We start from the raw sequence: 23619 nt of genomic DNA, 5'->3' as shown, positions 1-23619 counted from the left end.
CGAGCTCGGGCATGCGCTAGATCCGCCGCATCCAGAGGCCGCCGAGGACGAGGCCACCGCCGTTGACGAAGGCCATCCAGAGCGGGAACGCCTCGCCGATGTAGAAGAAGCCGAACAGCGTCAGCGCGGTGATGCCGAGGCCGATCGCAACGAACGCGTAGCCGAACCAGAGCCCGGCGAGCGTGTAGAACAGCATGAAATAGATCGGCCAGAACGTTCCCAACTGGCGCGGACCAAAATGACCGACAACGCTGGTGACGAGATAGCCGAACGCGAAGAACAGTGCGAATACCAGGAACAGCCTGATGCCAACGCCGGCGCCAAAGGGGTGGCTTTTCGGATCGAACACGCGAAGTGCAATCAGGCCGCCGACGCCCAGAACGTCTACAGCAACCCAGGCGTAGGCCGCGTAGATCGGCCAAAGCCAGGTCACGAGATTGGCTGCGAACACCAGCACGCCCCACCAGACCGCGGCGAGGCTCGCCAGCTCATAGAGCTGCGATTGCTTCACGCGCTGGACGATATCGTCGATATCGGCCAGCGCTGCGGACGCCTCCCTGCTGTCGATCATGACTGCCCTGCCCCGCGCGTTGCCACGTCCTCGGCGATCACCGAGATCGCCTTCGGATGGGTGACGATGCCCATATGATTGATGCCGTCAATGACCTTGACGTCGACCGACGGCTTCACCGCCTGCACCACTTCAGCATATTTGTCCGAGATCATCATCTCGTCCTCGGCGCCGCCGAAGATGGTGATCGGGCGTGTGGTTGCCGGAAGATCGACGCGATAGCCGCGCGTCGCGAAATTGCGCATCAGGCGGTCGGAGTAGGTCGAGGTGAGATACTTCGCCGAACTTGCCGGCACCGCGTAGGCGAGCACCGGAAGCTGCGCACAGCAGTCGATGCCGAGCTTGCGCAGGGCCGTCAGTCCCAGGAAACGTGGAATGTCGGCACTGACCCAGCCACCGTTGCTCGGCCGGTTGGTCGGTGCGTCATAGCCGAGATAGGGCGCGAGCAGCACGGTGCGCACGAACATGTCCTGCATGATCGGCGTCGCGGCGACTCGCAGCGAGAAGCCGGCGCCGGCGGAATGGCCGATCAAGGTGAGCGGCAGGTCCGGCGCGGTCTTGCGAATTTCGGCGACGAAATCGACGAGATCGTCCTCGAGCTGGCCGACATAGCCGATATCGCCGCGGGTGCCGGAGCCGCCATGGCCGCGGATGTCGAGCGCCCAGGTCTCCACCCCGCGCGCGGCGATCGCGTGGGTCAGCGCATGGTTGACGGTGCCGCTGGAGCCGGACGAGCCATGGATGAAGATCGCGCCGCGGCCCGCCGCCGGGCCCCCGGAGCCATTTCCGTTCCGATGGGATCGGGCTCCGGATTCCTGTTTTGACGCGTTTTCTTCACGCGAACCGGCTTCCACTTCGCTTGAAAACGCTTTGGGCGCGTAGTGGCGATAGCCGATCCAGGTGCCGTCGCGGGCCTGGAAGCGCTCCAGCGCAGGCAGGCTGGACCAGTCGATCCCCTTGGCGGAGTCGGAGACCGACCGCATCTCGGGCGGCCGCTCCAGCGGCGTGGCGATCATCGCAATCAGGATCAGCGCCACGCCGCCGACCGCACACAGGGCCCATTTCAGGCCGCTCAAAACGCCGCGCAGCAACCGCATGGCCATGGCTTACTCCCGTAAATGCACCAATCAATAGATAACTCTATACTACAGAGTACTCTCCCGATCAATCCCTGGATTGGCGCCGCGCCGCGAAAATCCTTAACGTCGGGTCTGACCCCAAAATGCCGAATCGTTTGCCGATGCCGCCTGCGGAACAACTGAACAACGCGTTTGAATTCACCGTCTCCGAGCTCTCCCAATCCCTGAAGCGGACGGTGGAGGACACCTACGGCCATGTCCGGGTCCGCGGTGAGATCTCGGGGTTCCGCGGCGCGCACTCCTCCGGCCATTGCTATTTCGCGCTCAAGGACGAGAGCGCCAAGATCGAGGCGGTGATCTGGAAGGGCGTGCACGGCCGGATGCGCTTCAAGCCCCAGGAAGGGCTCGAGGTCATCGCCACCGGCAAGCTGACGACCTATCCGGGCTCCTCGAAGTACCAGATCGTGATCGAGGCGCTGGAGCCCGCCGGCATCGGCGCGCTGATGGCGCTGATGGAGGAGCGCAAGAAGAAGCTCGCCGCGGAAGGGTTGTTCGACGAGGCGCGCAAGCAGCTGCTGCCGTGGTTGCCAGAGGTGATCGGCGTCGTGACCTCGCCGACCGGCGCGGTGATCCGCGACATCCTGCACCGGCTGGAGGACCGCTTCCCCCGCCGCGTGCTGGTGTGGCCGGTGAAAGTTCAGGGCGACGGCTCGGCCGAGCAGGTCGCGGCCGCGATCCGCGGCTTCAACGCGATTGCCCCGGGCGGCAAGATTCCGCGCCCCGATGTGCTGATCGTCGCGCGCGGCGGCGGCTCGCTGGAGGACCTCTGGTCGTTCAACGAGGAGATCGTGGTGCGGGCGGCAGCCGAGAGCATGATCCCGCTGATCTCGGCGGTGGGGCACGAGACCGACATCACGCTGATCGACTTCGTCGCCGACAAGCGCGCGCCGACGCCGACGGCGGCGGCCGAGATGGCGGTCCCCGTGCGCAGCGAATTGTTCGTCGAGGTCGCCGATCTCGGACGCCGCACCCGCGCCTATTGGCAACGCAGCCAGGAGAGCCGCCGCAGCGAGCTGCGCGCCGCCGCACGCGCGCTGCCAGCGGCGGGCGATCTGCTGGCGATTCCGCGGCAGCGGCTGGATTCGGCAGGAAGCGCCCTGCCGCGCTGTCTCAAGGCCAACACGCACGCGCATTTCCGCCGGTTTACCGCCGCAAGTTCAAAGCTGACGCTGCGGGTGCTGCACGGCCAGATCACGCAGGCCGACCACCGCCTCACCGTGTGCGGCGAACGGCTGGGTCTCTCCACACGCTCGCTGTTGCGTCGTCGACGCGACCGCTTTGCCGGACTCGAGGTTCGCTTGCGTGCCTCGAAGCTCTCCAATGCGCAGGCGCAGCGCAACGCGATTCTCAGCCAGCGCGAGCGCACGCATCGCCTCAGCGAGCGCGCCGGCCGCGCGCTCGTCACCTTGCTGCAGCGGCTAGAGGCCCGCGTCGAGAACAGCGGGAAGCTGCTGTCGGCTTTGTCGTATCGCAGCGTGCTCGCGCGCGGCTTTGCGCTGGTGCGGGACGAGGCGGGACATCCGCTGCATGCGGCGGACAGCATCGGGCCGAATGCGCGGCTCGAGATCGAGTTTGCCGATGGCCGTGTCGGCGCAACGGCGGACGCGGATCGGCCGGCGCCAACGGCAAAGCGCGCACCAGCGCAGCCAAAGTCGGCTGCGGCGGACGCAAAGCCCGCGCCGAAGCGCGTGGCCAAGCCGGTGGATCAGGGCAGCCTGTTCTGAGGTGTGAGAACGGCGCTCCACTCTCGGTGTCATTTCCCGCGAAAGCGGGAATTCAGTACGCCGCAGCTTCTCGATGACTCACGGCCGCCTCGGCGTACTGGATCGCCCGGTCAAGCCGCGATGACAGCGATTGTGTGGGACGCGCGTGTATTCCCAAGATTCATTGCGAGGAGCTCGCGACAAAATTGCGTAGCAATTTTGCGCTGATGCGACGAAGCAATGACGGAGCATGGTCGGGACAGCATGCCCCTACCTACACGACAATCCCGCATCGATCGTGGTCCAGAAGCCGCAATGTTCCGGCGCGCGCTGTGGCGCGCCGGCGTGGGCCTCGTACAGGAAGATCGCGACGGTGAAGACGGCCAGTGCGGAGGCGAAGAGGACGATGCGCATGAGGACTGCGTTTAATCGACATCGTGGTCGAACTAAGGCGCCGTCACGTGCTGAAACCGGCGCCGCATGCGATCCGTAGATTCCCGGTCGGCCATCAAGTCCGTGCAGGGCGGTGGTCGATGCGGGGCTGTCCGCCTGAATTTGTTCCTCGGGCGGCCCCGCTTCCGCCTTCGCTTCGACCGAGCTACGGCGCGACAAGTCCGCTCATCCGAGCTAGCGCGCCAGCCATTGCGCGACGTCCTTCTGCGACTCCGCGCGCGCCTCGGCATCCGTGCCGAGATGGCCGCGCTCGGGCACGGCGGCATCGTTGCTGCCGCCGGCTGCGTGCAGCGGCGTGTTGGCGCGGTCGAAATCGTGATAGGCGCCGGGATAGACCACGATGCGTGCGAGCGCGCTGCGGCCATGCGCGCCCTCGACCATCTGGCGGCAGGCCGGCGGCGAGGAGACATCGTCATTGGCGCCGATCAGCACCAGGGTCGGCACCCGCGTGCTCCAGCCGAGACCGGCGGAGATCCGGCAGTCCGGATAGAACGCGATCGCGGCGCGGAAATCCGGCTCCAGGTCACGCGCCGCGCCCTGCGGCCGCACGGCCCACAGCAGCGCGCTCGCGCCGTTGGCCCAGCCCATCAGGCTGACGCGATCGCGCGCCACCCAGGACTGCTTCATCAGCCAGGCGCGCGATGCTGCGACGTCGGTGACGCGCTCACGCCGCGCCTTGACGTGCATCTCCTTGACGCGGCATTGCGGCCCGAGCTCGCGCGAGCCGTAGCTGTCGGGCAGCAGCACGGCATTGCCCGCCCTGAGCAGGCGCTCGGCCCAATCGCGATAGCGCGGCAGCACGGGATCGGAATGGCTGCCGAGGCCGCCGCAGCCGTGCAGCGCGACCACGGCCGGAAACGGCCCCGGACCTTCAGGCTTGTAGAGCTGCGCGTGCAGCACGCCGGACGCCAGCGGAATGTCGACCGGCTGCGGCGCCGGCGCGGCACGCGCGGCCGACATCAGCAGCATCAGGAACAGGGTGGTCAGTCGAAGGCGCATCGGACTCTGCCAAAGGAGATGCCGGAACCAGCGATCCTTCGCCCAAGCACTATCACGCGGAAACGGCGGCAAAACATCACAAACCGGTGGGTTTACCGGGCGGACAAGCCACCCTATCTATGCTACATCCCGTCCAACACATCGTGCCCTCCAGTTTCCACGGAGCGGCCTTCCACGGAGACTTTCGACCGTGCTGAACAAGTTCGGCCCCTCGGGCCATGGCGAAGCGCAAGTGCAATATCTCGACGGCGACTTCCGCGTGATCTCGCCGGGGACCTTCGTGCGCTGTGCCATCACCGACACGCGGATTCCGCTCGACGAGCTGAAGTACTGGAGCGTGGATTTGCAGGAGGCCTACGCCACACCCGCCGCCGTGCTGCAGCGGCATTTCCCCGGCGCGCCGAAACCGCAGCAATGAGCTTTCCGCTCTCCTAGGGTGGGCAAAGGCGCAAAGCGCCGTGCCTACCATCTCTCCATGACCGCGATGGACAAGGTGGGCACGCGTCGCTTTGCCCACCCTGCGAGAGCGAGTTCGTGGCGTCGTTCTGCTATTGCTGCTCGTGACCATCCGCACCCACACAAGTCTTGATCGCGCTCTTCCTGGCTTCGCCGACGACCTTCTGATCGATCGCCTGCTTCAGGCAATCGAGCCGCGCCTGCGCCATGCAGAGCTGCAGCTGGTCGCGCTTCTCCTGCCCCTTCAGGCTCGCCGTCGTGGCAAGGCACGTCACGCGCTTGGTCGCGGGAACCGGCACCGTGCTGGTTGGAGCAGCGGGAGAAGCCGCAGGCGGCGTTTGTGCGAACACGGGCGCAACGATCAGACACACAAGGCTGGCGGCAACGGTCGCAGACGGCAGTTTCATCGAATTCTCCTGATCGTCGGGAACCGATAGGCGTCTTGCGATGAATGTCGCCTGAATGGCAGGCTTGCTGCAGGTTGGGCAAAGCGCAGCAGTGCGGCAGGCACGAGCGGTGCAGCTTTTGCACATCATCGGGATGAGGTGATGTTCGCATGCACCTGAACTGCGAGTCTCACAGAGGAAAAAATCTCCATCGTGCCGATCCGCGTTGCATCGAAGAATACTTGCACTCCGTAGTTAGTCATTTCGCGTTGTGGTTGGATTCTTTGTCGCGATCCGGCGCCCTTAAGTTGTTTGACGAAGTCTTGTTGAAACAGAGAGCTGCTACAGTGTTCGTTAGGTAATTGGCCCTGTTCCTTTTATCGCACAGACAATCAGGTCAACCAAACGGCCCTCGAGCTTTGGAATTGGCGCAGTCTGTGAACGGGCTCATATCGAAAGAGCCATCTGACGGGCTACGATCACCTCGAAAATTTGCGGTGGAATATCTGTAAATCGAGAGTCAAACGATGGGGGTGATCATGCCCACCATATTGGACCTGCTCTATCGTGAATATTGTCGCGCCCGTCTCGCTGAAATGCGCAAACAGCTTCTGATCGCGGCTGAACGCGCCGAAGCTCTCGAAGCGCATCATCATCCTGCGGATCAGGTTGACGATGAGAGGACGGACGCACATCGCAAGACCGGTCTCGGCCTGCCGCATTGAAGTGGCCCGCAACTGGCGATCTCTCCCGCGTAGCAGTGACCAAGCAATTGGCAACAGTTTGGGAGTGAACAATGAATACGCCCGAATGCTATACCGTCGTGGTGGCCTGCGTCTCGTGCCTGACCATTATTGGATTAATGGCCGTTGGGGCGTGGTGAGCATGACTGATTGCCGAGCCGCGATTCGCGTGAAGAAGACGCGTCAAGAACGGGAATTCAGAGCTCCGGTTCTGCTCATCAGAACCGAAGCTCCAAAGCGCGATGCGATTAGGATGAATCGTCATCGCGCTTTGGGTTGGTTTAAGCATGATCTTTTCGGAAAACCGCTGCGCACTTTTCCGGATCATGCTCCAGGTCCGGACGTCAGCTTCCGGGCGGGGTATACGAAGAACGCAGCTTCGCCGCGTTCTGGCGGACCTGCTTGATCTCGTCCTGCGTGAACAACCTGGTCAGTTTCACATTCTGCAGGGTGCCGGCGGTGACGGTCAGGCCGGAAATGGCCGGCGCCGCACCCGGATCAGGCACATCGAAAATCACCAAAACGCCTGGGCCGTCGGCCGCAACGCTGTACATCGAAAGCAGCTTTCCGCCGGCCGCTTCGATGAGCTTTCGTGCCGCCTCCTGGCGATCGGTCGTGGGATTCTCCAAAATGGCATTGAGAGCGCGTGGGGTGTACTGTCCGGTGAGGCAAAAATGCATGGCATGTTCTCCTCTGGTTTTTTGGCAATGATTCTCCCTGCCGTTCCGAACTGATCGTTACGGCCGCTGCATCTGAAGTGATGAAGGTACTGCCCGCCGTGGGCATAAACGCCGCCGATGATTTCCGGGAGGTCGGCACGTCCCGGTGACGGCTCTCATGGAAGGCTACATCAACTCCCGAACGTGCGGAAGAGAATTCATCAGCCGCGACATGTCGCCCGATCAGTTATCGAATACCGCATGGCGATGGATGAATTGTTCTTCCATCCTTTGCTCTTTGGCTACGGCGGACTAGCTTGCCCACCCAACGAGATCATCGCCTGCTGAACCGCCGCTCGCGCGCCTTGTAGAGATGATCGCTGATCAATTGCCGGAGCGCTGCCGGATCATCGAATTCGAGCTGCACGGCGAACGGCACGATGCTGTCAGGCACGCCTTCACGGCCGCGGAGGCGCGCGAGATCCTTTTCCGTCGTCACCAGTGTGTGCTGCTCGCGCTGCGCCTCCGCTGCGAGAGCTGCGATCTCGTCGTTTGAAAACATGTGGTGATCGGCGAAGGCGCGCGTGCGCGCGACCTCGATGCCGCAGGCGCGCAAGCTGCGGAAAAATCGTTCGGGATCGCCAATGCCCGCGAATGCGAACACCGGCTTGCCCAAAAGTCTTGCGACCGACCCGGCGTCTGGCCTCAGGCGCGCACGCAGCTCCGGCTTGTCGCGCTTGGCAAGCTCGGTCGCGACATCGTTGGCGGCGCGGCCGTCGCCGATCAACACCAGCGCGTCGGTGCGCGCAAGCTGCGCCTTCAGCGGCGCGCGCAGCGGGCCGGCGGGAAATACCTTGCCGTTGCCGAGGCCACGTTCGCTATCGATCACGATCAGCGAGGTGTCCTTGACCAGGCGCGGGTTCTGAAAGCCATCGTCCATCAGGATGACGGTGGCGCCTTGCGATTTGGCGAGCGCGACACCCTCGAGGCGGTCCCGCGCGACAGCGACCGGGACGTCGCGCGCCATCATCAAGGGCTCGTCGCCGACGTCGGAAGCGGTGTGGCGCGCGCGGTCGACCATGACCGGGCCCTTCAGCCGTCCGCCATAGCCGCGACTGAGCACCACCGGCGTCTCGCCGAGCTCGCGCAAAAGCTTCGTCAGCGCCAGCACGGTCGGCGTCTTGCCGGCGCCGCCGACGTGATAATTGCCGACGCAGATCACGGGGATGCCGGCATCCACGCCTTTGCGCAGCATGCGTCGTTCGGTGATCGCGCCGTAGAGCGCTCCGAGCGGCCATAACGCGTACGACTGGAGGGAACGTGGCCGGTACCAGAAGGCCGGCTCACGCATTGGCGGCTCCCATCTCGATCCGCAGCTGCAGCAGATACGGCTCGAGTGCGATCATGGTGCGATCGAGCGCGCCGCCGAGCTCCTCGACCACGCCGCTGCCTGCGCGCTGCATCTTGTCGCGCAAGGTGGGATCGGCCAGCAGCTGGCCGAGCTGCTTGACCAGCGCCTCCTGCGTGTCGGCCTGGCGCGCACCGCCGCTGCCGTCGAGCGCCTCATAGACATCGGCGAAGTTGAAGACGTGTGGGCCATGCACGATCGCGGCCCCGAGCTTGATCGCCTCGATCGGGTTCTGCCCGCCATGACGGATCAGCGATCCGCCCATGAACACGATCGGCGACAGCCGGTAGAACAGGCCGAGCTCGCCCATGGTGTCGGCGACATAGATATCGGTGGTCGCGGTCGGCAGCTCCTCGCGCGAGCGCAATGCCGGCTTCAGGCCTGAGGCCGTGATCAGGCCGGCGATCGAGGAGCCGCGATCGGGATGCCGCGGCACGATCACGGTGAGGAGCTGCGGGAAGAAGCCGGAGAGGCTGCGATGCGCGGCGACCAGCATCTCGTCCTCGCCCGGGTGGGTCGAGGCCGCGACGATGATGGGGCGCCCGCGCGTCATCGCCATCAGCCGTTCGAGCTTGGCGGGATCGGCCGGCGGCGCCGGCACGTCGAGCTTGAGGTTGCCCGTGGTGACGACGTCGCGGCCGCCGAGCGTGGAGAAGCGCTCGGCATCGGTCTTCGACTGCGCAAGGCAGATGTCGAAACGCGACAACAGCGCCGAGATGGTGCCCTGCATGCGCCGCCAGCGCGGGAAGGAGCGCGGCGACATCCGCCCGTTGATCAGCACCATCGGCACCCGGCGCGTCGCGCCCGCCAGGATCAGGTTCGGCCACAGATCGGATTCGATGAACAGCGCCAGCGACGGCTTCCAATGATCGAGGAAGCGCGCGACATAGCGCGGCGAATCATACGGCACGTATTGATGGATGACGTCGGGCGGAAAGCGCTTTGCGACCACGGCGGCCGAGGTGACGGTGCCCGAGGTGAGCAGGATGCGTAAGTTGAGATCGCGCAGGCGCTCGATCAGCCCCGCCGCGGCCAGCACCTCGCCGACACTGGCGCCGTGGATCCAGACCAGCGGACCATGCGGCCGCACGTCCCGGGACAGGCCGCGCCGCTCGCCGACGCGCGCGGGATCCTCCTTGCCCTGCTTCAGCCGCCGCTTGATCAGCGCCGGCGCAAGCGGCACCAGGCCGGAGGCCAGGCGCCGGTACATCCGCAGCGTGATCGGCAGCGCAATGGGCAGCGATTTAGGCATCTTCCGGTCCCGGGCGGCCGAGTTGCGCATAGGCGCGGCGGGTCGCCTCGTTCAACGTGTCTTCCAGCTCCTGCCGCAGCGCTTCCATCATGGCGGCGTCGGCGTCCGGCGGAACGTGGATTTCCTTGATGCCGACCAATGCGCCCCGCCCGAATGGCAAATTGATGGTGGTGCGGTCCCAGTTCTTGAGCCGGACGAAGCGGCTGGTCGCCATCGCGAAAGGCATGATCGGCCGCCCCGATTCCCGTGCCAGCATGATGATGCCGAGCCCGGCCACGCGCGAGCGCTTGGGGACATCGGCGGTCAGCGCGACATTACAACCGGTCTGGAGCGTGCGCACCATTTCCTTGAAGGCGCCGACCCCGCCCTTGCGGTGGAAGGCGCCGCCATGATCGCCGGAACCGCGGATGGTGCCGATGCCGAGCCGCTCGGCGGCGATCGCATTGAACTCGCCGTCGCGGTGGCGCGAGATCAGGACCTTGGCGCGATAGGAAGCCTTGTTCTGGTTCTTGATGAAGGGCGTGAGGAAATGCTGGCCGTGCCAGAACGCGAAGATCGCAGGGAGCTGCGGCTCAACCTGCGCATAGACGTCGGGCGGATCCAACGTGAATTTGTTGGTCCGCCAGACCAGACGCAGATATTCGGCCGCCAGGACCCCGACGGCACGCTGAACGAAGCTGCTTCGCAGCGTATTGCGAAGCAGTTTTTTCAACGCGCCGGTTCTTGATTCGGGTCGAGCAACCGGTGGAGATGGACGATGAAATAGCGCATCTGCGCGTTGTCGACCGTGCTCTGCGCCTTGGCCCGCCAGGCGGCATGCGCGGTCGCATAATTCGGATAGAGGCCGACGATCTCGACGTCGTCGAGATTCTTGAAGACGTTCTGCTCGAGATCGACGAGCTCCCCGCCGATGACGAGGTGAAGCAGTTGTTGCGGGGCACTATCTGGCATGAGTTCTGTTCCTAGCGGGCTGCCCGGCAAAAGCAGTGTTCGACGAGCACGACGAAAAGCGCTTTAGGCCAAGGGACGGTTTCGAAAATGCGCGACAATGCCCGCATGACGATCGCGTCCCGCTGCCACCAGCACCCCGTGCGCCACTTCCCGGCGGTTATAGAGGATGGGTTCTCCGGAGAGGTCGCTCATCCTACCATCGGCTTCCTGCACGATCAAATCGGCCGCCGCAAGGTCCCAATCATGGCTGTTGCCCCCCGCAAAAGCCGCATCCAGCGCGCCGTGGGCGACCCGGCACAGGCGTAGCGCGAGCGAACCGATTCGCGGATGCAGCTTGATCTCGCGGCCGGAGCTGTTGAGCCGCTCGACCATGGGTTTCGGGCCGGCGACACGGGAGAAGTCGAGCGCCGATCCGGGCGAAGCCTGCACGGCTGCGCCGTTGAGCGTGGTGCCCTGGCCGCGTGCGGCGAAGAAGAACTCATCGGTCGTCGGCGCGAACACCGCGGCCAGCACGGGCGCGGCATCCTCGACCAGCGCGACGCTGACGCACCAATCGTCGTGGCCGTTGAGGTAGTTGCGCGTGCCATCGATGGGATCGACGATCCAGGTCAGCCGCCGCGACAGCCGGGCCGCATCGTCGGCGCTCTCCTCCGAGAGCCAGCCATAATCCGGCGTCGCACTGCGCAAGCGCGTTTCGAGCAGGTCGTTGACGGCGATGTCGGCTTCCGAGACCGGCGAGGACGCACCCTTGGTCCACTTCTTCAGCTCGGTGCGGAACATCGAGTGCGCCAGCGCGCCCGCTTCCCGCACCGTGTCCTGCAGCAGCGCCGCATCGCGCGTCAGGATGGTTTCGCCCGGGGCGTTCGCCTCAACGTCCGCCAAGCGTCAATCCCTCGATGCGCACCGTCGGCGCATTGATGCCGTAGCGGAACTCGAGATTGTTCGCGGGCTGCATCGACTTGAAGATCTCGAACAGATGGCCGGCGATCGTCACCTCGCTGACGGGATAGGTGATCTCGCCGTTCTCGATCCAGAAGCCGGAAGCGCCGCGGCTGTAATCGCCGGTGACGCCGTTCACGCCGGAGCCGATCAGATCGGTGACGTAGAAGCCCTGCTTGATATCGGAGATCAGCTCGGCCGGGCTCGGCGTGCCGGGCTCGAGATGCAGATTGTACGGCCCGGGCGAGGGCGAGGAAGAAACGCCGCGGTGGGCATGGCCGGTGGTGGCAAGGCCGAGCTCGCGCGCAGTGGCGCAGTCGAGCAGCCAGGTCGTCAGCACGCCCTCGTCAATCAGCGCGATCTTCTTCACGGCAACGCCTTCGGCGTCGAACGTCTGCGAGCGCAGGCCGCGCTTGCGCAGGGGATCGTCGATGATGCGGATGTTCTTCGCAAACAGCTGCTGGCCGAGCTTGTCCTTGAGGAAGCTGGTCTTGCGCGCGATCGAGGCGCCGTTGATGGCGCCGACGACATGACCGACCAGGGAGCCGGCGACGCGCGGATCGAACACGACGGGCACCTTGCAGGTCTCGACCTTGCGCGGATTGGAGCGCGCCACGGTGCGCTCGCCGGCGGAACGGCCGACGATCTCCGGCGACAACAGGTCCGCGCCATGCGGCGCCGAGGTGAAGTCGTAATCGCGCTCCATGCCGGTGCCTTCGCCCGAGATGGCGGTGGCCGAGATGCCCTGGCTGGAGCGCAAATAGGAGCCGTGGAAGCCGGTCGAGGTGACCAGCACCATGCCGCCCATGCCCGCGGACGCCGAGGCGCCGCCGGATTTGGTGACGCCCTTCACGGCGAGGGCCGCAGCCTCGGCTGCGAGCGCGCGGCGCTCGAGCTCGCTGGTGGCGGGCACATCGGGATCGAGCAGATCGAGATCGGGAAAGTCGCGCGCGAGCAGCGCGGGATCGGCGAGCCCGACATATTTGTCGTCGGGCGCAACGCGCGCCATCGCGACCGCGCGTTCGGCAAGCTTGGTCACGGCATCGCCGCTGACGTCGTTGGTCGAGACCACCGCCTGGCGCTGGCCGACCAGCACGCGCAAGCCGACGTCGTCACCCTCGGAGCGCTCGGATTCCTCGACGCGTCCGTCGCGCACCTCGACGCCTTGCGAGACGCCGCGCACCGCGACCGCGTCGGCCGCATCCGCGCCGGCGCGCTTGGCCGCCTCCACCAGCCGCTGCGCCAGATCCGACAAGGCGGACTGGTCGAACAGGTCACGGCTGGCCTTTGACCCCTTGGCGGAATCCTTGGACGAAAGCGTCGAGCTTGCGGATGGTGAAGAGTTCACGAACGAAATCCTGTTGGGGCGGGGGTTCGGGACCGGAACCCACAGATGTGCCCTGATCGCGCGGACTTCAAGCATTTTCAGCCCGCCAAAAGCTCAGATTCGCACCTTTGGCGCAACGTCTCGTCAATCATGCGCGCCAAGGTCTTGTCAATCATGAGCAGCAGTGACGGTGGGTTAACCAGCCTTTTTAAGCGGTTTCGGAAAGCCGCGCGCTAAGGTCCTCGCATCGACCGGGAACATAATCCCGGCGGGGAGAACAAAAGCCGTGAGGCGTCAAACAGCAACATGCGGGGTCGCTCCCGCCGGGTCGAGCCGCTCTCTGCGGCTCGACCCCCTTTCCCTTCCGGTCCGCTTCGATGCGCACGATCCGCGCGCCGACGGACATGTCAGGCAGATCGAGCTTCATCGCGAACGCGTCGTGCTTCGCCGTGCCGTTCGCGGCATGCAGATGGCGATCAACGTCCGCGTCAGCGACTTCACGGGCGTCGCACTGCGCGGCAATGACGAAGCGCAGGCCATCGTCCTGGTGCATCGCGATCCCTCGCTCTCCGTTCCGCTGCTCGTCGGCGCGGAAGGCGACGAGCTCGTCGAGGCCTTGGCGATTTGGAGCGAGCTGTTCGCGCTTCCGCAGCTCGACGAAGGTGCGCGCAAGCCCGCAGCCCGCCGCCGCCGCGCCAATGCGATCCGCGCCCGCCGTCCGAAATTCCTGATGCGCCGCCGCGTTGCGATGGCGCGCGAGCTGTCGGTTCATCGCGAAGAACGCGAGATCATCGCGAGGAATTAGACGGCATTCACAGGTGCCGTAGGGTGGGCAAAGCGAAGCGTGCCCACCTTATTTGTCAATCATTGAGAGATCGTGGGCACGGCGCAAGGGCGCCTTTGCCCACCCTACGGCAGCTACGCCGCCCGCATCACCGCGTCCACCAGCAACCCCGCAAACAGCAGCGCTCCCGCATATTTGTTCGACTTGAACAGGCGCAGGCACAGCTCCGGATCATCGATCCTAAGCCGCATGATCTGCCACGCCAGATGCACGGCGAAGGCGATCAGCCCGAGCCAGGCCGGCCAGCGCGCATCGCCTGAGGCCAGCGCGACGCCGATCAACATCACAGCGAGCCCGTAGAACAGGATCAGCGCCTGGTGCGTGTGCGCGCCGAACAGGCGCGCGGTGGACTTGATGCCGATCAGCGCGTCGTCGTCGGCGTCCTGATGCGCGTAGATCGTGTCATAGCCGATCACCCATGAAATCGCGCCGGCATAGAGCACCATCGCGGTGACGTCGATGCGGCCGAAGGTGACGGCAAATCCCATCAGGGCGCCCCAGGAGAAGGCAAGCCCGAGCACGATCTGCGGCCACCAGGTGATGCGCTTCATGAAGGGGTAGATCGCGACGATCAGGAGCGAAGCGATGCCGGTCGCAATCGCGAAGCGGTTGAACTGCAGCAGCACGATAAGGCCGATCAGCGCCTGCACGACCATCCAAGCCAGCGCCTGCTTCGTGCTCACCTGGCCCGAGGGCAGCGGCCGCGAGCGGGTGCGCTCGACCCTGGCGTCGAGGTCGCGGTCGGTGATGTCGTTCCAGGTGCAGCCCGCCCCGCGCATCACGAAGGCGCCGATGAAGAACAGCACGATGGTGAGCGGCAGTCCGCGGACGTCATGCGCCATGCCGCTCGCGAGCGCCGCCGACCACCAGCACGGCATCAACAGCAGCCATGAGCCGATCGGACGATCGAAGCGGGACAATCGCAAATAAGGCCGCGCCCATGGCGGCGCCAGCGTATCGACCCAGTTGCCGGTGGAATCGGCAACGCGGGCGGATGTGCTAGTGCCCAGTTTTCGAAGTTCGTATTCCATCGCGGCGTATCCGGTACGAACTTCGAAAACTACAAGGGCACTAGCAAGAAATTATAATTCACGTGCCGCTTGTCGATTTGAAGTTCCTATGAGGATCTCGCGGCAAGCACCGTAGGAACTTCAAATCGGCGGCACGTGTATCATCGGGTCAGGACGTTGCCGTTGAGCGTGTCGAAGGTGCTGCCGCCCTTCTTGCCGGCATTGGCCTCAGGCGCCGAGCCTGAACCGAGCACCTCGCTCAGCGACGGGCCGGCCGGACCGCGCGGCTGGTTCTGCATCTGCTGCGCGACGTTGCAGACCTTCGTCGCCATGGCCTCGGTATTCTTGTGACCGTCCTTCATCTGCGCGCCGATCTGCGCCGGGATTCCGCATTTGGCGGCGTGGGACTCGATGTACTTGATCATCTTGGTCTCAGCCTGGCTGAAATTGCGGATCAGCTTGCAGGCTTCGTCCGGCGGCGCATGACGGTCGCTCGCGGCCTTGATCAGCTTGCCGCGCTTCTCGGCTTCCTCGCGCAGAGGAATGAAAGCCTTCATGCAGTCCTCGCCGGGGCCGCCCTGGGTCGGCGGGGCCGCGCTGAACGCGCCAGCGCCGCCGACGGGCGCGGCGCCATTCACGGGAAAGGACGATTGCGGTGCCGTGCCGACCGAAGCGGTCGGCGCCGAGCCGTTCACCGGGGGAAACGCGGAACTGGTGGCGGCCTGGTTCGGCAGCGGCGCCGGGAAGGCGCTTTGCGCATAGGCGCCCGCGGTGCTCAGGGTGACCATGGCGGCAGTGATCGGAACCATCAAATGACGGATCATCAGGAGAATCTCTCCGGCAGGAGCTACGGGGTTCAGCGTCTTCCCAATTGAAGCGCAACCAGCGTGTTCGCGTTTTTACGATTCCCGCCGGCGCTTAACAACCCGTTGAATAGGGCAAGAGCGCGGCGCGGGGACGCACCATTTCGGCAATATTTACCCCCGGAATGGCTGCTTTCGGTTAAGAACGGCCCCAAATCGGACCCCTGAACGATGCCCTCCCACGATTTTCGCGCTCCCCGCCTGTTCGTCGACGCTCCTCTTGCCCAGGACGCCAGGGTCCCGCTCGACCGCGACCAGAGCAATTATCTCGGCAATGTGCTGCGACTTGCCGCCGGGGCCGAGGTTCTGGCCTTCAACGGCCGGGACGGCGAGTGGCAGGCCGCCATCGAGGGTCGCAAGCGGCCGGACGGTCTCGTGATCCTGCAGCAGACCCGGCCCCAGGACGGACTGCCCGACGTCGCCTACGTTTTCGCCCCGCTCAAGCATGCCCGGCTGGATTACATGGTCCAGAAGGCCATCGAGATGGGCGCAGCCGCCCTGCAGCCGGTCCTGACCCGGTTCACCCAGGCCTCCCGGGTCAACACCGAGCGGATGCGCGCCAATGTCGTCGAGGCGGCCGAGCAATGCGGCATTTTGAGCATCGCCATGGTCGCCGAGCCGGTGCCGCTGGAGCGGTATCTCAGTCAGCGCCCTGCGGGCCGCCTGCTGATCTTCTGCGACGAGGCGGCGGAGGTGCAAAACCCGGTGCAAAGCCTGCAAGACGCCCGCGAGGCCGGACAGGGGATCGACGTGCTGATCGGCCCCGAAGGCGGCTTTGCCGAGGAAGAGCGGGCCCTGCTGCTGCGGCAGCCCAGGATCCTCCGGCTGGCGCTCGGCCCGCGGATCATGCGGGCCGATACCGCTGCCGTAGCCGCCCTGGCGCTGGTGCAGGCGGTGCTGGGCGATTGGGGCAATGCCAGCTGATCCCGGCGTTGCCCGCCTGTTAAGCGATTGATCCTTTGGAGGTCGAAACCGCTTTCGGGCCATGCTAAGGGCTGCGCAATTCGCCTGCCTCCCCTTGCCCTGCCCGGTTCCACCGGGACGATGGACCCAGTTATGACCGCGACTGCCACCTCAAATGCTGCCGGCTCCGCCGCTTGGGCGGATACGCTGCTGTTGTCGTTCGCGCAGGCCGGTTACGTCAGGGCCGAGCCCGCCATCCTGCAGCCGGCCGAGCCGTTCCTGGACCTCTCCGGCGAGGACATCCGCAAGAGCCTGTACCTGACCACGGACCTCACGGGCGAGGAGCTCTGCCTGCGCCCGGACCTGACCATTCCGGTGGCGCGCGATTACCTGACCTCCGGTCGTGCCGGCCAGCCGGCCGGGTTCAGCTATCTCGGCCCGGTGTTTCGCTACCGCAGCGGTCAAGCCAGCGAATTCCTGCAGGCCGGCATCGAATCGTTCGGCCGCCAGGACCGCGCCGCGGCCGACGCCGAGACGTTGGCGCTCGGGCTCGAAGCGACCGCGGCCTTCGGTGTCCGCGACGTCGAGATCCGCACCGGCGACGTGGCGCTGTTCAACGCGCTGCTCGACGCGCTCGACCTCTATCCGGTCTGGCGCCGCCGCCTGGTCAAGGATTTCAACCGCAAGATCAGCCTGGAAAAGGATCTGGAACGGCTGGCGGCCGCGACCACCGCCACCCGCAGCGAATATGAGGGCGTGCTCGCCGCCCTCGCCGGCTCCGACCGCAAGGCGGCGCTCGCCTTCGTCACCGATCTGATGTCGATCGCCGGCACCACCAATGTCGGGGGACGCACCACGGCCGAGATCGCCGACCGCTTCCTCGAGCAATCGACGCTGAAGGGCGGCGCGCTGCCGCGCGAGGCGATTGCCGTGCTCAAGCGCTTCCTGACGATTGCAGGCAATCCCGACGATGCCATCGCCGAGCTGCGCGCGCTCACTGCCGACGCCAGGCTCGACCTCACGGCAGCGATCGACCAGTTCGAGAGCCGGGTCGGCTTCATGGCGGCGCGCGGCATCGACGTGAAGCAGACGCGCTTCTCGACCGCGTTCGGGCGCGGCCTCGACTATTACACCGGCTTCGAATTCGAGCTGCATCACCGGGGCAACGGCGCCGAGCCGCTGGTCGCCGGCGGCCGCTATGACGGGCTGATGACCCAGCTTGGATCGACTGAACCGATCCCCGCGGTGGGCTTCTCGGTCTGGGTGGACGCGCTGACGAAGATCGGCCGCAAGGTGGGAGCTTAAGTCATGAGCGCGCCATTCGTTCTGGCCGTTCCCTCCAAGGGCCGCCTGCAGGAAAACACCGAGGCCTTCTTCGCCCGTGCCGGCCTCAAGCTGTCGAAGGCCGGCGGCGCCCGCGACTATCGCGGCACGCTTGCAGGCCTCGACAATGTCGAGGTCGCCTATCTCTCGGCGAGCGAGATCGCCTCGCAACTGTCGCGCGGCCTCGCGCATCTCGGCGTCACCGGGGAAGACCTGGTGCGCGAGAACATCGCGGACGCCGACAAGCGCGTGTCGCTGATCGACGGGCTCGGCTTCGGCTACGCCGACGTCGTCGTCGCGGTGCCGCAGGCCTGGATCGACGTTCGCACCATGGCCGACCTCGACGACGTCACCACCGGCTTCCGCGAGCAGCATCACATGCGGATGCGGGTCGCGACCAAGTTCATCAACCTCACCCGCACCTTCTTCCAGAGCCACGGCATCACCGATTACCGCATCGTTGAAAGTAGCGGCGCGACCGAAGGCGCGCCGGCGGCCGGCAGCGCCGAGCTGATCGTCGACATCACCACGACGGGCGCGACGCTCGCCGCCAACGGCTTGCGGGTGCTCGACGACGGCGTGATCCTGCGCAGCCAGGCCAATCTGGTCGCCTCGAAAGAGGCCGACTGGACGCCGCAGGCGCGGGAGACCGCGCGCGTCATCCTCGATCACATCGCAGCAAGGGCGCGAGCCAACAAGTATCGCGAGGTCCGCACCCGCTTCCGGCAATGCGACGCGGCGCTGCTCGGCGAAGCCCATGGCCGGTTCGGCGTCGAAGCCCCGTTCGGCGGGCCGACCTCGTCGGGCATGTTGACGTTGCACTGCCCGCCGGGACAGCTCTATGCGCTGGCAAGCTTCCTGCGCGAGCATGGCGCCGAGACCGTCTCGGTGGTTTCGCTCGACTACGTGTTCGACCGGGAGAACCCGCTGTTCGCCAAGCTGGAGGCGTTCCTGCGGCAGTGAGCCTCAGGCCGTTCGGCTTTTCCGTTCAGCTTTGCGACAGCAAACGGCAGCTACCATATGCTGTTAAGATGACTTTGAACGCTTCTGGAACTTGATCGATGACGCTGGGCTCTGACGTTTCCGGCATGACGACGACCGCAGGCACCGCCGCGGCGAAGGGACTGTCGATCGTCGTCCCCGTCTACAACGAGGCGGCGGGCCTCGCCGCCCTGCACCAGCGCATCTGCGATCTGGCAAAAACCTTGCGGGAGCGCTATCGGCTGGCTTGCGAGGTCGTCTATGTCGACGACGGCAGCAAGGATGCGACGCTGGCGATCGCCCGCGCGCTGCCGGCCGACGCGATCGACGTCCAGGTGGTGTCGCTGTCGCGCAATTTCGGCAAGGAAGCGGCGCTGATGGCCGGCCTCGACCATGCCCGGCTCGGCGCCGTCATGTTCATGGACGGCGACGGCCAGCATCCGCCGGCCCTGATCGAACAGCTGGTGCGGCACTGGATCGATGACGGCTATGACGTCGTCTACACCGCCAAGGCGCATCGCGACAACGAGACCTTCCTGCGCCGGGTCGCCGTGCACGGCTTCTACGCGCTGATCAATTGGGGGGCACGGCAGAAGATTCCCGAGGACGCCGGCGACTTCCGCCTGCTGTCGCCGCGCGCGGTCACAGCGCTCAGGCAGCTGCCCGAGCGCAACCGGTTCTTCAAGGGCCTCGCCAGCTGGATCGGCTTCCGCCAGATCCGGGTCGACTACGAGCCTTCCGCCCGCGCCCATGGCGTCACCACCTTCAACGCCGCGAGCCTGCTCGGCCTGTCGATCGAGGGCCTGACCTCGTTTTCGGTGGCCCCCCTGCGCTTCGCCAGCCTGCTCGGCGTCATTCTCGCCGGGGGCGCCTTCCTGTTCGGCCTTTCGATCCTCTGGGAGGTGTTCACGACCGGCAAGCAGGTGCCCGGCTATCCCTCGCTCGTGATCGGCCTGATGACGATCGGCGGCGTGCAGCTCATCATGATCGGCATCGTCGGCGAATATATCGGCAAGATCCTCTCCGAGTTGAAGGCGCGCCCGATCTACTTCGTCGCCGAGCATAGTGAAAAGCACTTCGAAGCGGCGCAGGACGCTTCGAGCGACGCCGCGAAGAGGACGGCGGCCGAATGAGCGCGGCCGCCGGTCTGCGGCGGATCTGGCTCTGTGCCGACGATTACGGCATCAGCCCGGGCGTCAACCGCGCCATCCGCGACCTGATCGAACGCGGCCGCCTCAACGCCACCTCGGTGATGATGGTGGGGCCCGCAATCGCGCGCAGCGAGGTCGAGGCGCTTCAGGCCTCGGCGAAGACGAGCCCGCGCTGCGCGATCGGATTGCACGTGACGCTGTCGGCGCCGTTCCGTCCCCTCACCATGCATTTCCGCCCGCTCGACGGCGACATGTTCATGCCGTTTCCGAAGCTGCTGCGCGCGGGCATTTTGCGGCGGCTCGACCGCGAATTCTTCCGCAACGAGGTGAAGGCGCAGCTCGCCGCCTTCGCCGAAGCGTTCGGGCGCGCGCCTGACTTCGTCGACGGCCATCAGCATGTGCAGCTCTATCCGCAGGTGCGCGACGGCTTTGTCGATGCGGTCCGCGAAGGCGCGCCGAACGCCTGGGTGCGCCAGGGCGGCCGCGACCTGCCGCTCAAGCAGCGGCTGGCCTCACCCAAGGCCATCGTGCTCGACGTCCTCAGCGCGCAATTCCGCCGCCGTGCCGGCAGCGCGGGGCTCAGCTTCAACCCGGGCTTTGCCGGCGCCTATGACTTCACGCGGGCGGCCGATTTTGGCGAGCTGATGCGGCAATTCCTGGAAGGCTTGCCAGATGGCGGCCTCGTGATGTGCCACCCCGGCTTCGTCGACGATGTCCTCGCCGGCCTCGATCCGATGACGGATGTCCGCGAACGCGAGCACGCCTATCTGGCGGGCGACGCCTTCGCGCGTCTGCTGGCGGACAGCGGCGCCACGCTGGGATGACACCGGCGGACAGCAAGCCGCGGGGCAGCTTGTCGCATACCGAAATTTAATCCGGCCGGCACTGTTGGGGCCACAATGGAACCCTACATCTGCTTCGCGCTTGTTTTGCGCGAGGGAGACTGATCATGACGCCGCAGGAACGCCAGCTCGTCGACGACCTTTTCGACCGGCTTTCGAAACTGGAAAACGCACCGCGCGATCCCGACGCGATCGCCGCGATCTCGGACGGACTGCGCAAGGCACCCGGCGCGATCTATGCGCTGGTGCAGACCACGCTGCTGCAGGACGAAGCGCTGAAGCGTGCCCATAACCGCATCCAGGAGCTGGAAGCGGCCCATGCGCCCGAGCAGGCGCAGTCCGGCGGCTTCCTCGACACCATGCGCGATACCTTGTTCGGCGGAGGCCCCTCGCGCGGCTCGGTTCCGAACGTGCCGCCGCGTGACACGCGGCCGGTCTGGAACAGCGGCGGAGCGATGCAGCAGACGCAGCCGGGCTACGGTCAGCCGCCTTACGGCCAAGGTCCAGGTCAGGGCCCGGGCCAGGGCCAGGGTTATGGCGCACCGCCGATGGGCGGTGGCGGCGGCTCGTTCCTCGGCACCGCAGCGGCAGCTGCCGCCGGCGTCGTCGGCGGCTCGCTGCTGCTCTCGAGCATCCGCGGCATGATGGGCGGATCGCATCAGCAGGCCTTTGGCGACACCAACGCCCTCGGCGACCGCAGCGCCGGTGGAAGTCCTTGGGGCGGCAGCGACCAGTCCGGCGGCTCGCTCGCGCGCGATGCCGGCCTCAACGACATCGGCTCCAACCGGGAGTCCCGCCAGAGCTTCTCCGACCAGGCGAACAACGATCGTAACGACAACGACCAGAACTACGGCGACAACAACGACGACGGCAATATGGACGTAGCCGACGACAGCGATTTCGGCGGCGACGACGATGGCGGCAGCGATTACGCGTGAGCAATTCGTCCGAAAGATGCGGACGGCCGCCTCTCGGCGGCCGTTTTCTTTAGAGCATGGGCTCGAGCGTCTTTTGTGCCACGGCAAGGAGAGAGGACGCTCGATATAATATGACTAATGCGCAGCTCCATTGGACTGAGCTGAACGTTACCCGACGCGCCTGAATTCACCATGACAAATCAAATCGCCGTCTGACGCGTGCGACCGTAGACTCCCGGATTTCCAAATTCGGACATGGGTGTTCAACTGGAAGAACACGTTGCTCATGCCACACACCAATGTGGTTGCCTCTCTTGGTTATAGTCGGGGTTTTAAAAATGAGTCCACTTCAGCAGCGCATCGCAACCCTGACCAACGTGACAACTCATCTCATCACCGAGTTGTCGGAGTTGGAGGGACTGCACGAGCGCCTCAAGAAGGCAGAGCTGTCGGCGCGGCGGTTGAAACGCTCCGTTCGCGCATCTCTTTCCCATTCATCAACTCGTCGTCGCTGCTCTGTTGCCCCTCGTCTCGGTTCGAGGCGGCATCGTCGGCCAGCCTAAAGCATGATCCGGAAAAGTGCGCAGCGGTTTTCCGAAAAGATCATGCTTTAAGCGCGATGACGATTCATCCTGATCGCATCGCGCTTTAGACCTCGGCCGGAGGACGTACGCCGGCGGCGCGCAACGCCTTCGATGCCGCGCGTCGCGAGCCGGCGCGACACGCGGAGTTGACGGCTCGCAGCGCGCGCTGGGCTACATCACCACGACCTTGGTGCCGACATTGACGCGGCCGTAGAGGTCGATGACGTCTTCGTTGCGCATGCGGATGCAGCCGGAGGAGACGTTGGTGCCGATGGTCCAGGGCTCGTTGGAGCCGTGGATGCGGTACAGCGTCGAGCCCAGATACATCGCGCGGGCGCCGAGCGGGTTCTCCGGACCGCCTTCCATGTGCCGGGGCAAATCGGGACGGCGCGCGATCATTTCGGCCGGCGGCGTCCAGTCCGGCCATTCGCGCTTGGCTGTGATCGCCTTCACGCCGGACCAGGTGAAGCCGGGACGCCCGACGCCAATGCCGTAGCGCATCGCCCTGCCGTTGCCCTCGACGAGATAGAGGAATTTGTTCGGGGTATCGACCACGATGGTGCCGGGACTTTCCTTGCCGCTATAGTCAACAGATTGCTTCTCGAACCTTGGATCGAACTGACGCTGCCGCGGGTCGGCCGTCTCCTGCTGAACCGCGCCTTGCTGATATCCACCCTGCATCTGCGGCTCGCCCATCGGCGGCAGGCGGCGCTGGTCGTAATAGCCGGGCTGCTGTTGATAGACCGGCTGCTGCGGCGCGTAGGCCGGACCGCGGCCGGGACCGTCGCCGAACAGGAACTCGATGAAGCCGCCGCCCATGTTCGCATTGGAGGCGACGCGCACCGGCGCCGGCGGCACCTGCGGCTGGTAGAGCACCGCGGGCGGATCGTTCGGCACCGAATTGTCGAAGGCGCTGGCACTGTTTGCGCCGGCAATGAAGGTGCAAGCGCTGCCGAGCAGCGCGACAGACATTTTCTTGAACATCGACGTACTCTGTACTGTTTCGTCTAGATCACATGCGCCGTGGAGAGCTGATGGCTGGTCCGCGCCCCCGACGTGGTCAATAAAAAGCAAAAGCCGTTTTGTTTGGTAAACAGAAGCGGCGTTTGGATTCACCACGTCGTCAGCAGCGGGGCAATTTGGCGATCAGCGTTTATTTTCGATGAACGCCGCGCGCCCATGGTTAATCGCTTCTTTGCGCGCCGTCGCGCGCAG

At 65.4% G+C, this 23619-nt stretch carries 25 protein-coding genes; 10 read left to right on the top strand and 15 right to left on the bottom strand.

The features are described from left to right. Window positions 1-16: 16 nt before the first annotated feature. Together CIT37_RS07350 and CIT37_RS07345 are read right to left on the bottom strand one after the other, a co-directional pair. Window positions 17-571, bottom strand: a complete 555-nt coding sequence (locus tag CIT37_RS07350; protein ID WP_095424795.1) for a hypothetical protein — start codon at window positions 569-571, stop codon at window positions 17-19. Continuing rightward, on the bottom strand, window positions 568-1674 hold the full coding sequence (locus CIT37_RS07345) for an alpha/beta hydrolase (protein ID WP_095424794.1): 1107 nt from the start codon (window positions 1672-1674) through the stop codon (window positions 568-570). Before CIT37_RS07345 ends, CIT37_RS07350 begins: the two co-directional genes overlap by 4 nt. Window positions 1675-1811: 137 nt before the next feature. On the opposite strand from CIT37_RS07345, the gene xseA reads away from it, so the two are divergent. Beyond that, complete coding sequence (gene xseA, locus CIT37_RS07340; RefSeq protein ID WP_038971165.1) at window positions 1812-3434, top strand: exodeoxyribonuclease VII large subunit; 1623 nt, start codon at window positions 1812-1814, stop codon at window positions 3432-3434. Between the two features lie 249 nt (window positions 3435-3683). Here xseA and CIT37_RS07335 read toward each other — a convergent pair whose 3' ends face one another. Together CIT37_RS07335 and CIT37_RS07330 are read right to left on the bottom strand one after the other, a co-directional pair. Next, complete coding sequence (locus tag CIT37_RS07335) at window positions 3684-3827, bottom strand: hypothetical protein (RefSeq protein ID WP_018321928.1); 144 nt, start codon at window positions 3825-3827, stop codon at window positions 3684-3686. A 213-nt stretch (window positions 3828-4040) separates the two neighbouring features. Then, window positions 4041-4865, bottom strand: a complete 825-nt coding sequence (locus tag CIT37_RS07330; RefSeq protein WP_038947497.1) for a dienelactone hydrolase family protein — start codon at window positions 4863-4865, stop codon at window positions 4041-4043. 190 nt (window positions 4866-5055) lie between these two features. Between CIT37_RS07330 and CIT37_RS07325 the strand changes: the two genes are divergently transcribed. Further along, window positions 5056-5283, top strand: a complete 228-nt coding sequence (locus tag CIT37_RS07325) for a DUF2093 domain-containing protein (RefSeq protein WP_018321926.1) — start codon at window positions 5056-5058, stop codon at window positions 5281-5283. A gap of 130 nt (window positions 5284-5413) precedes the next feature. Here the strand turns inward: CIT37_RS07325 and CIT37_RS07320 are convergent, their stop codons facing one another. Beyond that, on the bottom strand, window positions 5414-5728 hold the full coding sequence (locus CIT37_RS07320; protein ID WP_095424793.1) for a hypothetical protein: 315 nt from the start codon (window positions 5726-5728) through the stop codon (window positions 5414-5416). Window positions 5729-6234: 506 nt separating this feature from the next. Between CIT37_RS07320 and CIT37_RS07315 the strand changes: the two genes are divergently transcribed. After that, complete coding sequence (locus tag CIT37_RS07315) at window positions 6235-6432, top strand: hypothetical protein (RefSeq protein ID WP_162832262.1); 198 nt, start codon at window positions 6235-6237, stop codon at window positions 6430-6432. Between the two features lie 362 nt (window positions 6433-6794). Here the strand turns inward: CIT37_RS07315 and CIT37_RS07310 are convergent, their stop codons facing one another. The 7 genes from CIT37_RS07310 to CIT37_RS07280 all read right to left on the bottom strand — a co-directional run bounded on the left by CIT37_RS07310 (window position 6795) and on the right by CIT37_RS07280 (window position 13007). Beyond that, the gene (locus CIT37_RS07310; RefSeq protein ID WP_018321923.1) at window positions 6795-7130 is read right to left on the bottom strand and encodes a GYD domain-containing protein; all 336 of its coding nucleotides are present in this window, start codon (window positions 7128-7130) and stop codon (window positions 6795-6797) included. A 313-nt stretch (window positions 7131-7443) separates the two neighbouring features. Further along, window positions 7444-8460, bottom strand: coding sequence for a tetraacyldisaccharide 4'-kinase (gene lpxK / locus CIT37_RS07305; RefSeq protein ID WP_095424792.1), 1017 nt, complete (start codon window positions 8458-8460; stop codon window positions 7444-7446). Then, a complete protein-coding gene (locus CIT37_RS07300; RefSeq protein WP_095424791.1) occupies window positions 8453-9799 on the bottom strand; it encodes a 3-deoxy-D-manno-octulosonic acid transferase in 1347 nt (448 codons plus the stop codon). The genes lpxK and CIT37_RS07300 overlap by 8 nt, the downstream gene beginning before the upstream one ends. Then, entirely contained in the window at window positions 9762-10481 is a 720-nt protein-coding gene (locus CIT37_RS07295) for a lysophospholipid acyltransferase family protein (RefSeq protein ID WP_028140110.1), read from the bottom strand. The genes CIT37_RS07300 and CIT37_RS07295 overlap by 38 nt, the downstream gene beginning before the upstream one ends. Next, window positions 10478-10720 (bottom strand): DUF4170 domain-containing protein, encoded by a 243-nt coding sequence (locus CIT37_RS07290; protein WP_028134338.1) that lies wholly within the window; start codon window positions 10718-10720, stop codon window positions 10478-10480. The genes CIT37_RS07295 and CIT37_RS07290 overlap by 4 nt, the downstream gene beginning before the upstream one ends. Window positions 10721-10783: 63 nt before the next feature. Then, window positions 10784-11602, bottom strand: a complete 819-nt coding sequence (locus CIT37_RS07285; RefSeq protein WP_095424790.1) for a 3'(2'),5'-bisphosphate nucleotidase CysQ — start codon at window positions 11600-11602, stop codon at window positions 10784-10786. Then, the gene (locus CIT37_RS07280; protein ID WP_161966344.1) at window positions 11589-13007 is read right to left on the bottom strand and encodes a TldD/PmbA family protein; all 1419 of its coding nucleotides are present in this window, start codon (window positions 13005-13007) and stop codon (window positions 11589-11591) included. The genes CIT37_RS07285 and CIT37_RS07280 overlap by 14 nt, the downstream gene beginning before the upstream one ends. A gap of 265 nt (window positions 13008-13272) precedes the next feature. Between CIT37_RS07280 and CIT37_RS07275 the strand changes: the two genes are divergently transcribed. After that, a complete protein-coding gene (locus tag CIT37_RS07275) occupies window positions 13273-13791 on the top strand; it encodes a DUF6101 family protein (protein WP_038947504.1) in 519 nt (172 codons plus the stop codon). A gap of 113 nt (window positions 13792-13904) precedes the next feature. Here the strand turns inward: CIT37_RS07275 and ubiA are convergent, their stop codons facing one another. Both ubiA and CIT37_RS07265 read right to left on the bottom strand, forming a co-directional pair. Continuing rightward, entirely contained in the window at window positions 13905-14861 is a 957-nt protein-coding gene (gene ubiA / locus CIT37_RS07270) for a 4-hydroxybenzoate octaprenyltransferase (protein ID WP_038971161.1), read from the bottom strand. Window positions 14862-15001: 140 nt separating this feature from the next. Next, window positions 15002-15664, bottom strand: coding sequence for a hypothetical protein (locus CIT37_RS07265; protein WP_028140105.1), 663 nt, complete (start codon window positions 15662-15664; stop codon window positions 15002-15004). 210 nt (window positions 15665-15874) lie between these two features. Between CIT37_RS07265 and CIT37_RS07260 the strand changes: the two genes are divergently transcribed. The 6 genes from CIT37_RS07260 (at window position 15875) to CIT37_RS07235 (ending at window position 21841) form a co-directional block, all read left to right on the top strand. Then, on the top strand, window positions 15875-16627 hold the full coding sequence (locus tag CIT37_RS07260; RefSeq protein ID WP_038971162.1) for a 16S rRNA (uracil(1498)-N(3))-methyltransferase: 753 nt from the start codon (window positions 15875-15877) through the stop codon (window positions 16625-16627). A 132-nt stretch (window positions 16628-16759) separates the two neighbouring features. Then, a complete protein-coding gene (locus CIT37_RS07255; protein ID WP_038971163.1) occupies window positions 16760-17911 on the top strand; it encodes an ATP phosphoribosyltransferase regulatory subunit in 1152 nt (383 codons plus the stop codon). Window positions 17912-17914: 3 nt separating this feature from the next. Then, the gene (gene hisG, locus CIT37_RS07250; RefSeq protein ID WP_028140102.1) at window positions 17915-18892 is read left to right on the top strand and encodes an ATP phosphoribosyltransferase; all 978 of its coding nucleotides are present in this window, start codon (window positions 17915-17917) and stop codon (window positions 18890-18892) included. 98 nt (window positions 18893-18990) lie between these two features. Continuing rightward, the gene (locus CIT37_RS07245) at window positions 18991-20043 is read left to right on the top strand and encodes a glycosyltransferase family 2 protein (protein ID WP_028140101.1); all 1053 of its coding nucleotides are present in this window, start codon (window positions 18991-18993) and stop codon (window positions 20041-20043) included. Beyond that, window positions 20040-20885 (top strand): ChbG/HpnK family deacetylase, encoded by an 846-nt coding sequence (locus CIT37_RS07240; protein WP_028140100.1) that lies wholly within the window; start codon window positions 20040-20042, stop codon window positions 20883-20885. The genes CIT37_RS07245 and CIT37_RS07240 overlap by 4 nt, the downstream gene beginning before the upstream one ends. Window positions 20886-21010: 125 nt before the next feature. After that, the gene (locus CIT37_RS07235; RefSeq protein WP_095424788.1) at window positions 21011-21841 is read left to right on the top strand and encodes a DUF2076 domain-containing protein; all 831 of its coding nucleotides are present in this window, start codon (window positions 21011-21013) and stop codon (window positions 21839-21841) included. Between the two features lie 734 nt (window positions 21842-22575). Here CIT37_RS07235 and CIT37_RS07230 read toward each other — a convergent pair. After that, on the bottom strand, window positions 22576-23388 hold the full coding sequence (locus CIT37_RS07230) for a L,D-transpeptidase (RefSeq protein ID WP_028140098.1): 813 nt from the start codon (window positions 23386-23388) through the stop codon (window positions 22576-22578). Between the last annotated feature and the right edge of the window lie 231 nt (window positions 23389-23619).

The sequence above is a fragment of the Bradyrhizobium ottawaense genome, from assembly GCF_002278135.3.
GTDB lineage: Bacteria > Pseudomonadota > Alphaproteobacteria > Rhizobiales > Xanthobacteraceae > Bradyrhizobium > Bradyrhizobium ottawaense.
This window is presented reverse-complemented; position numbering and strand designations above follow the sequence as displayed.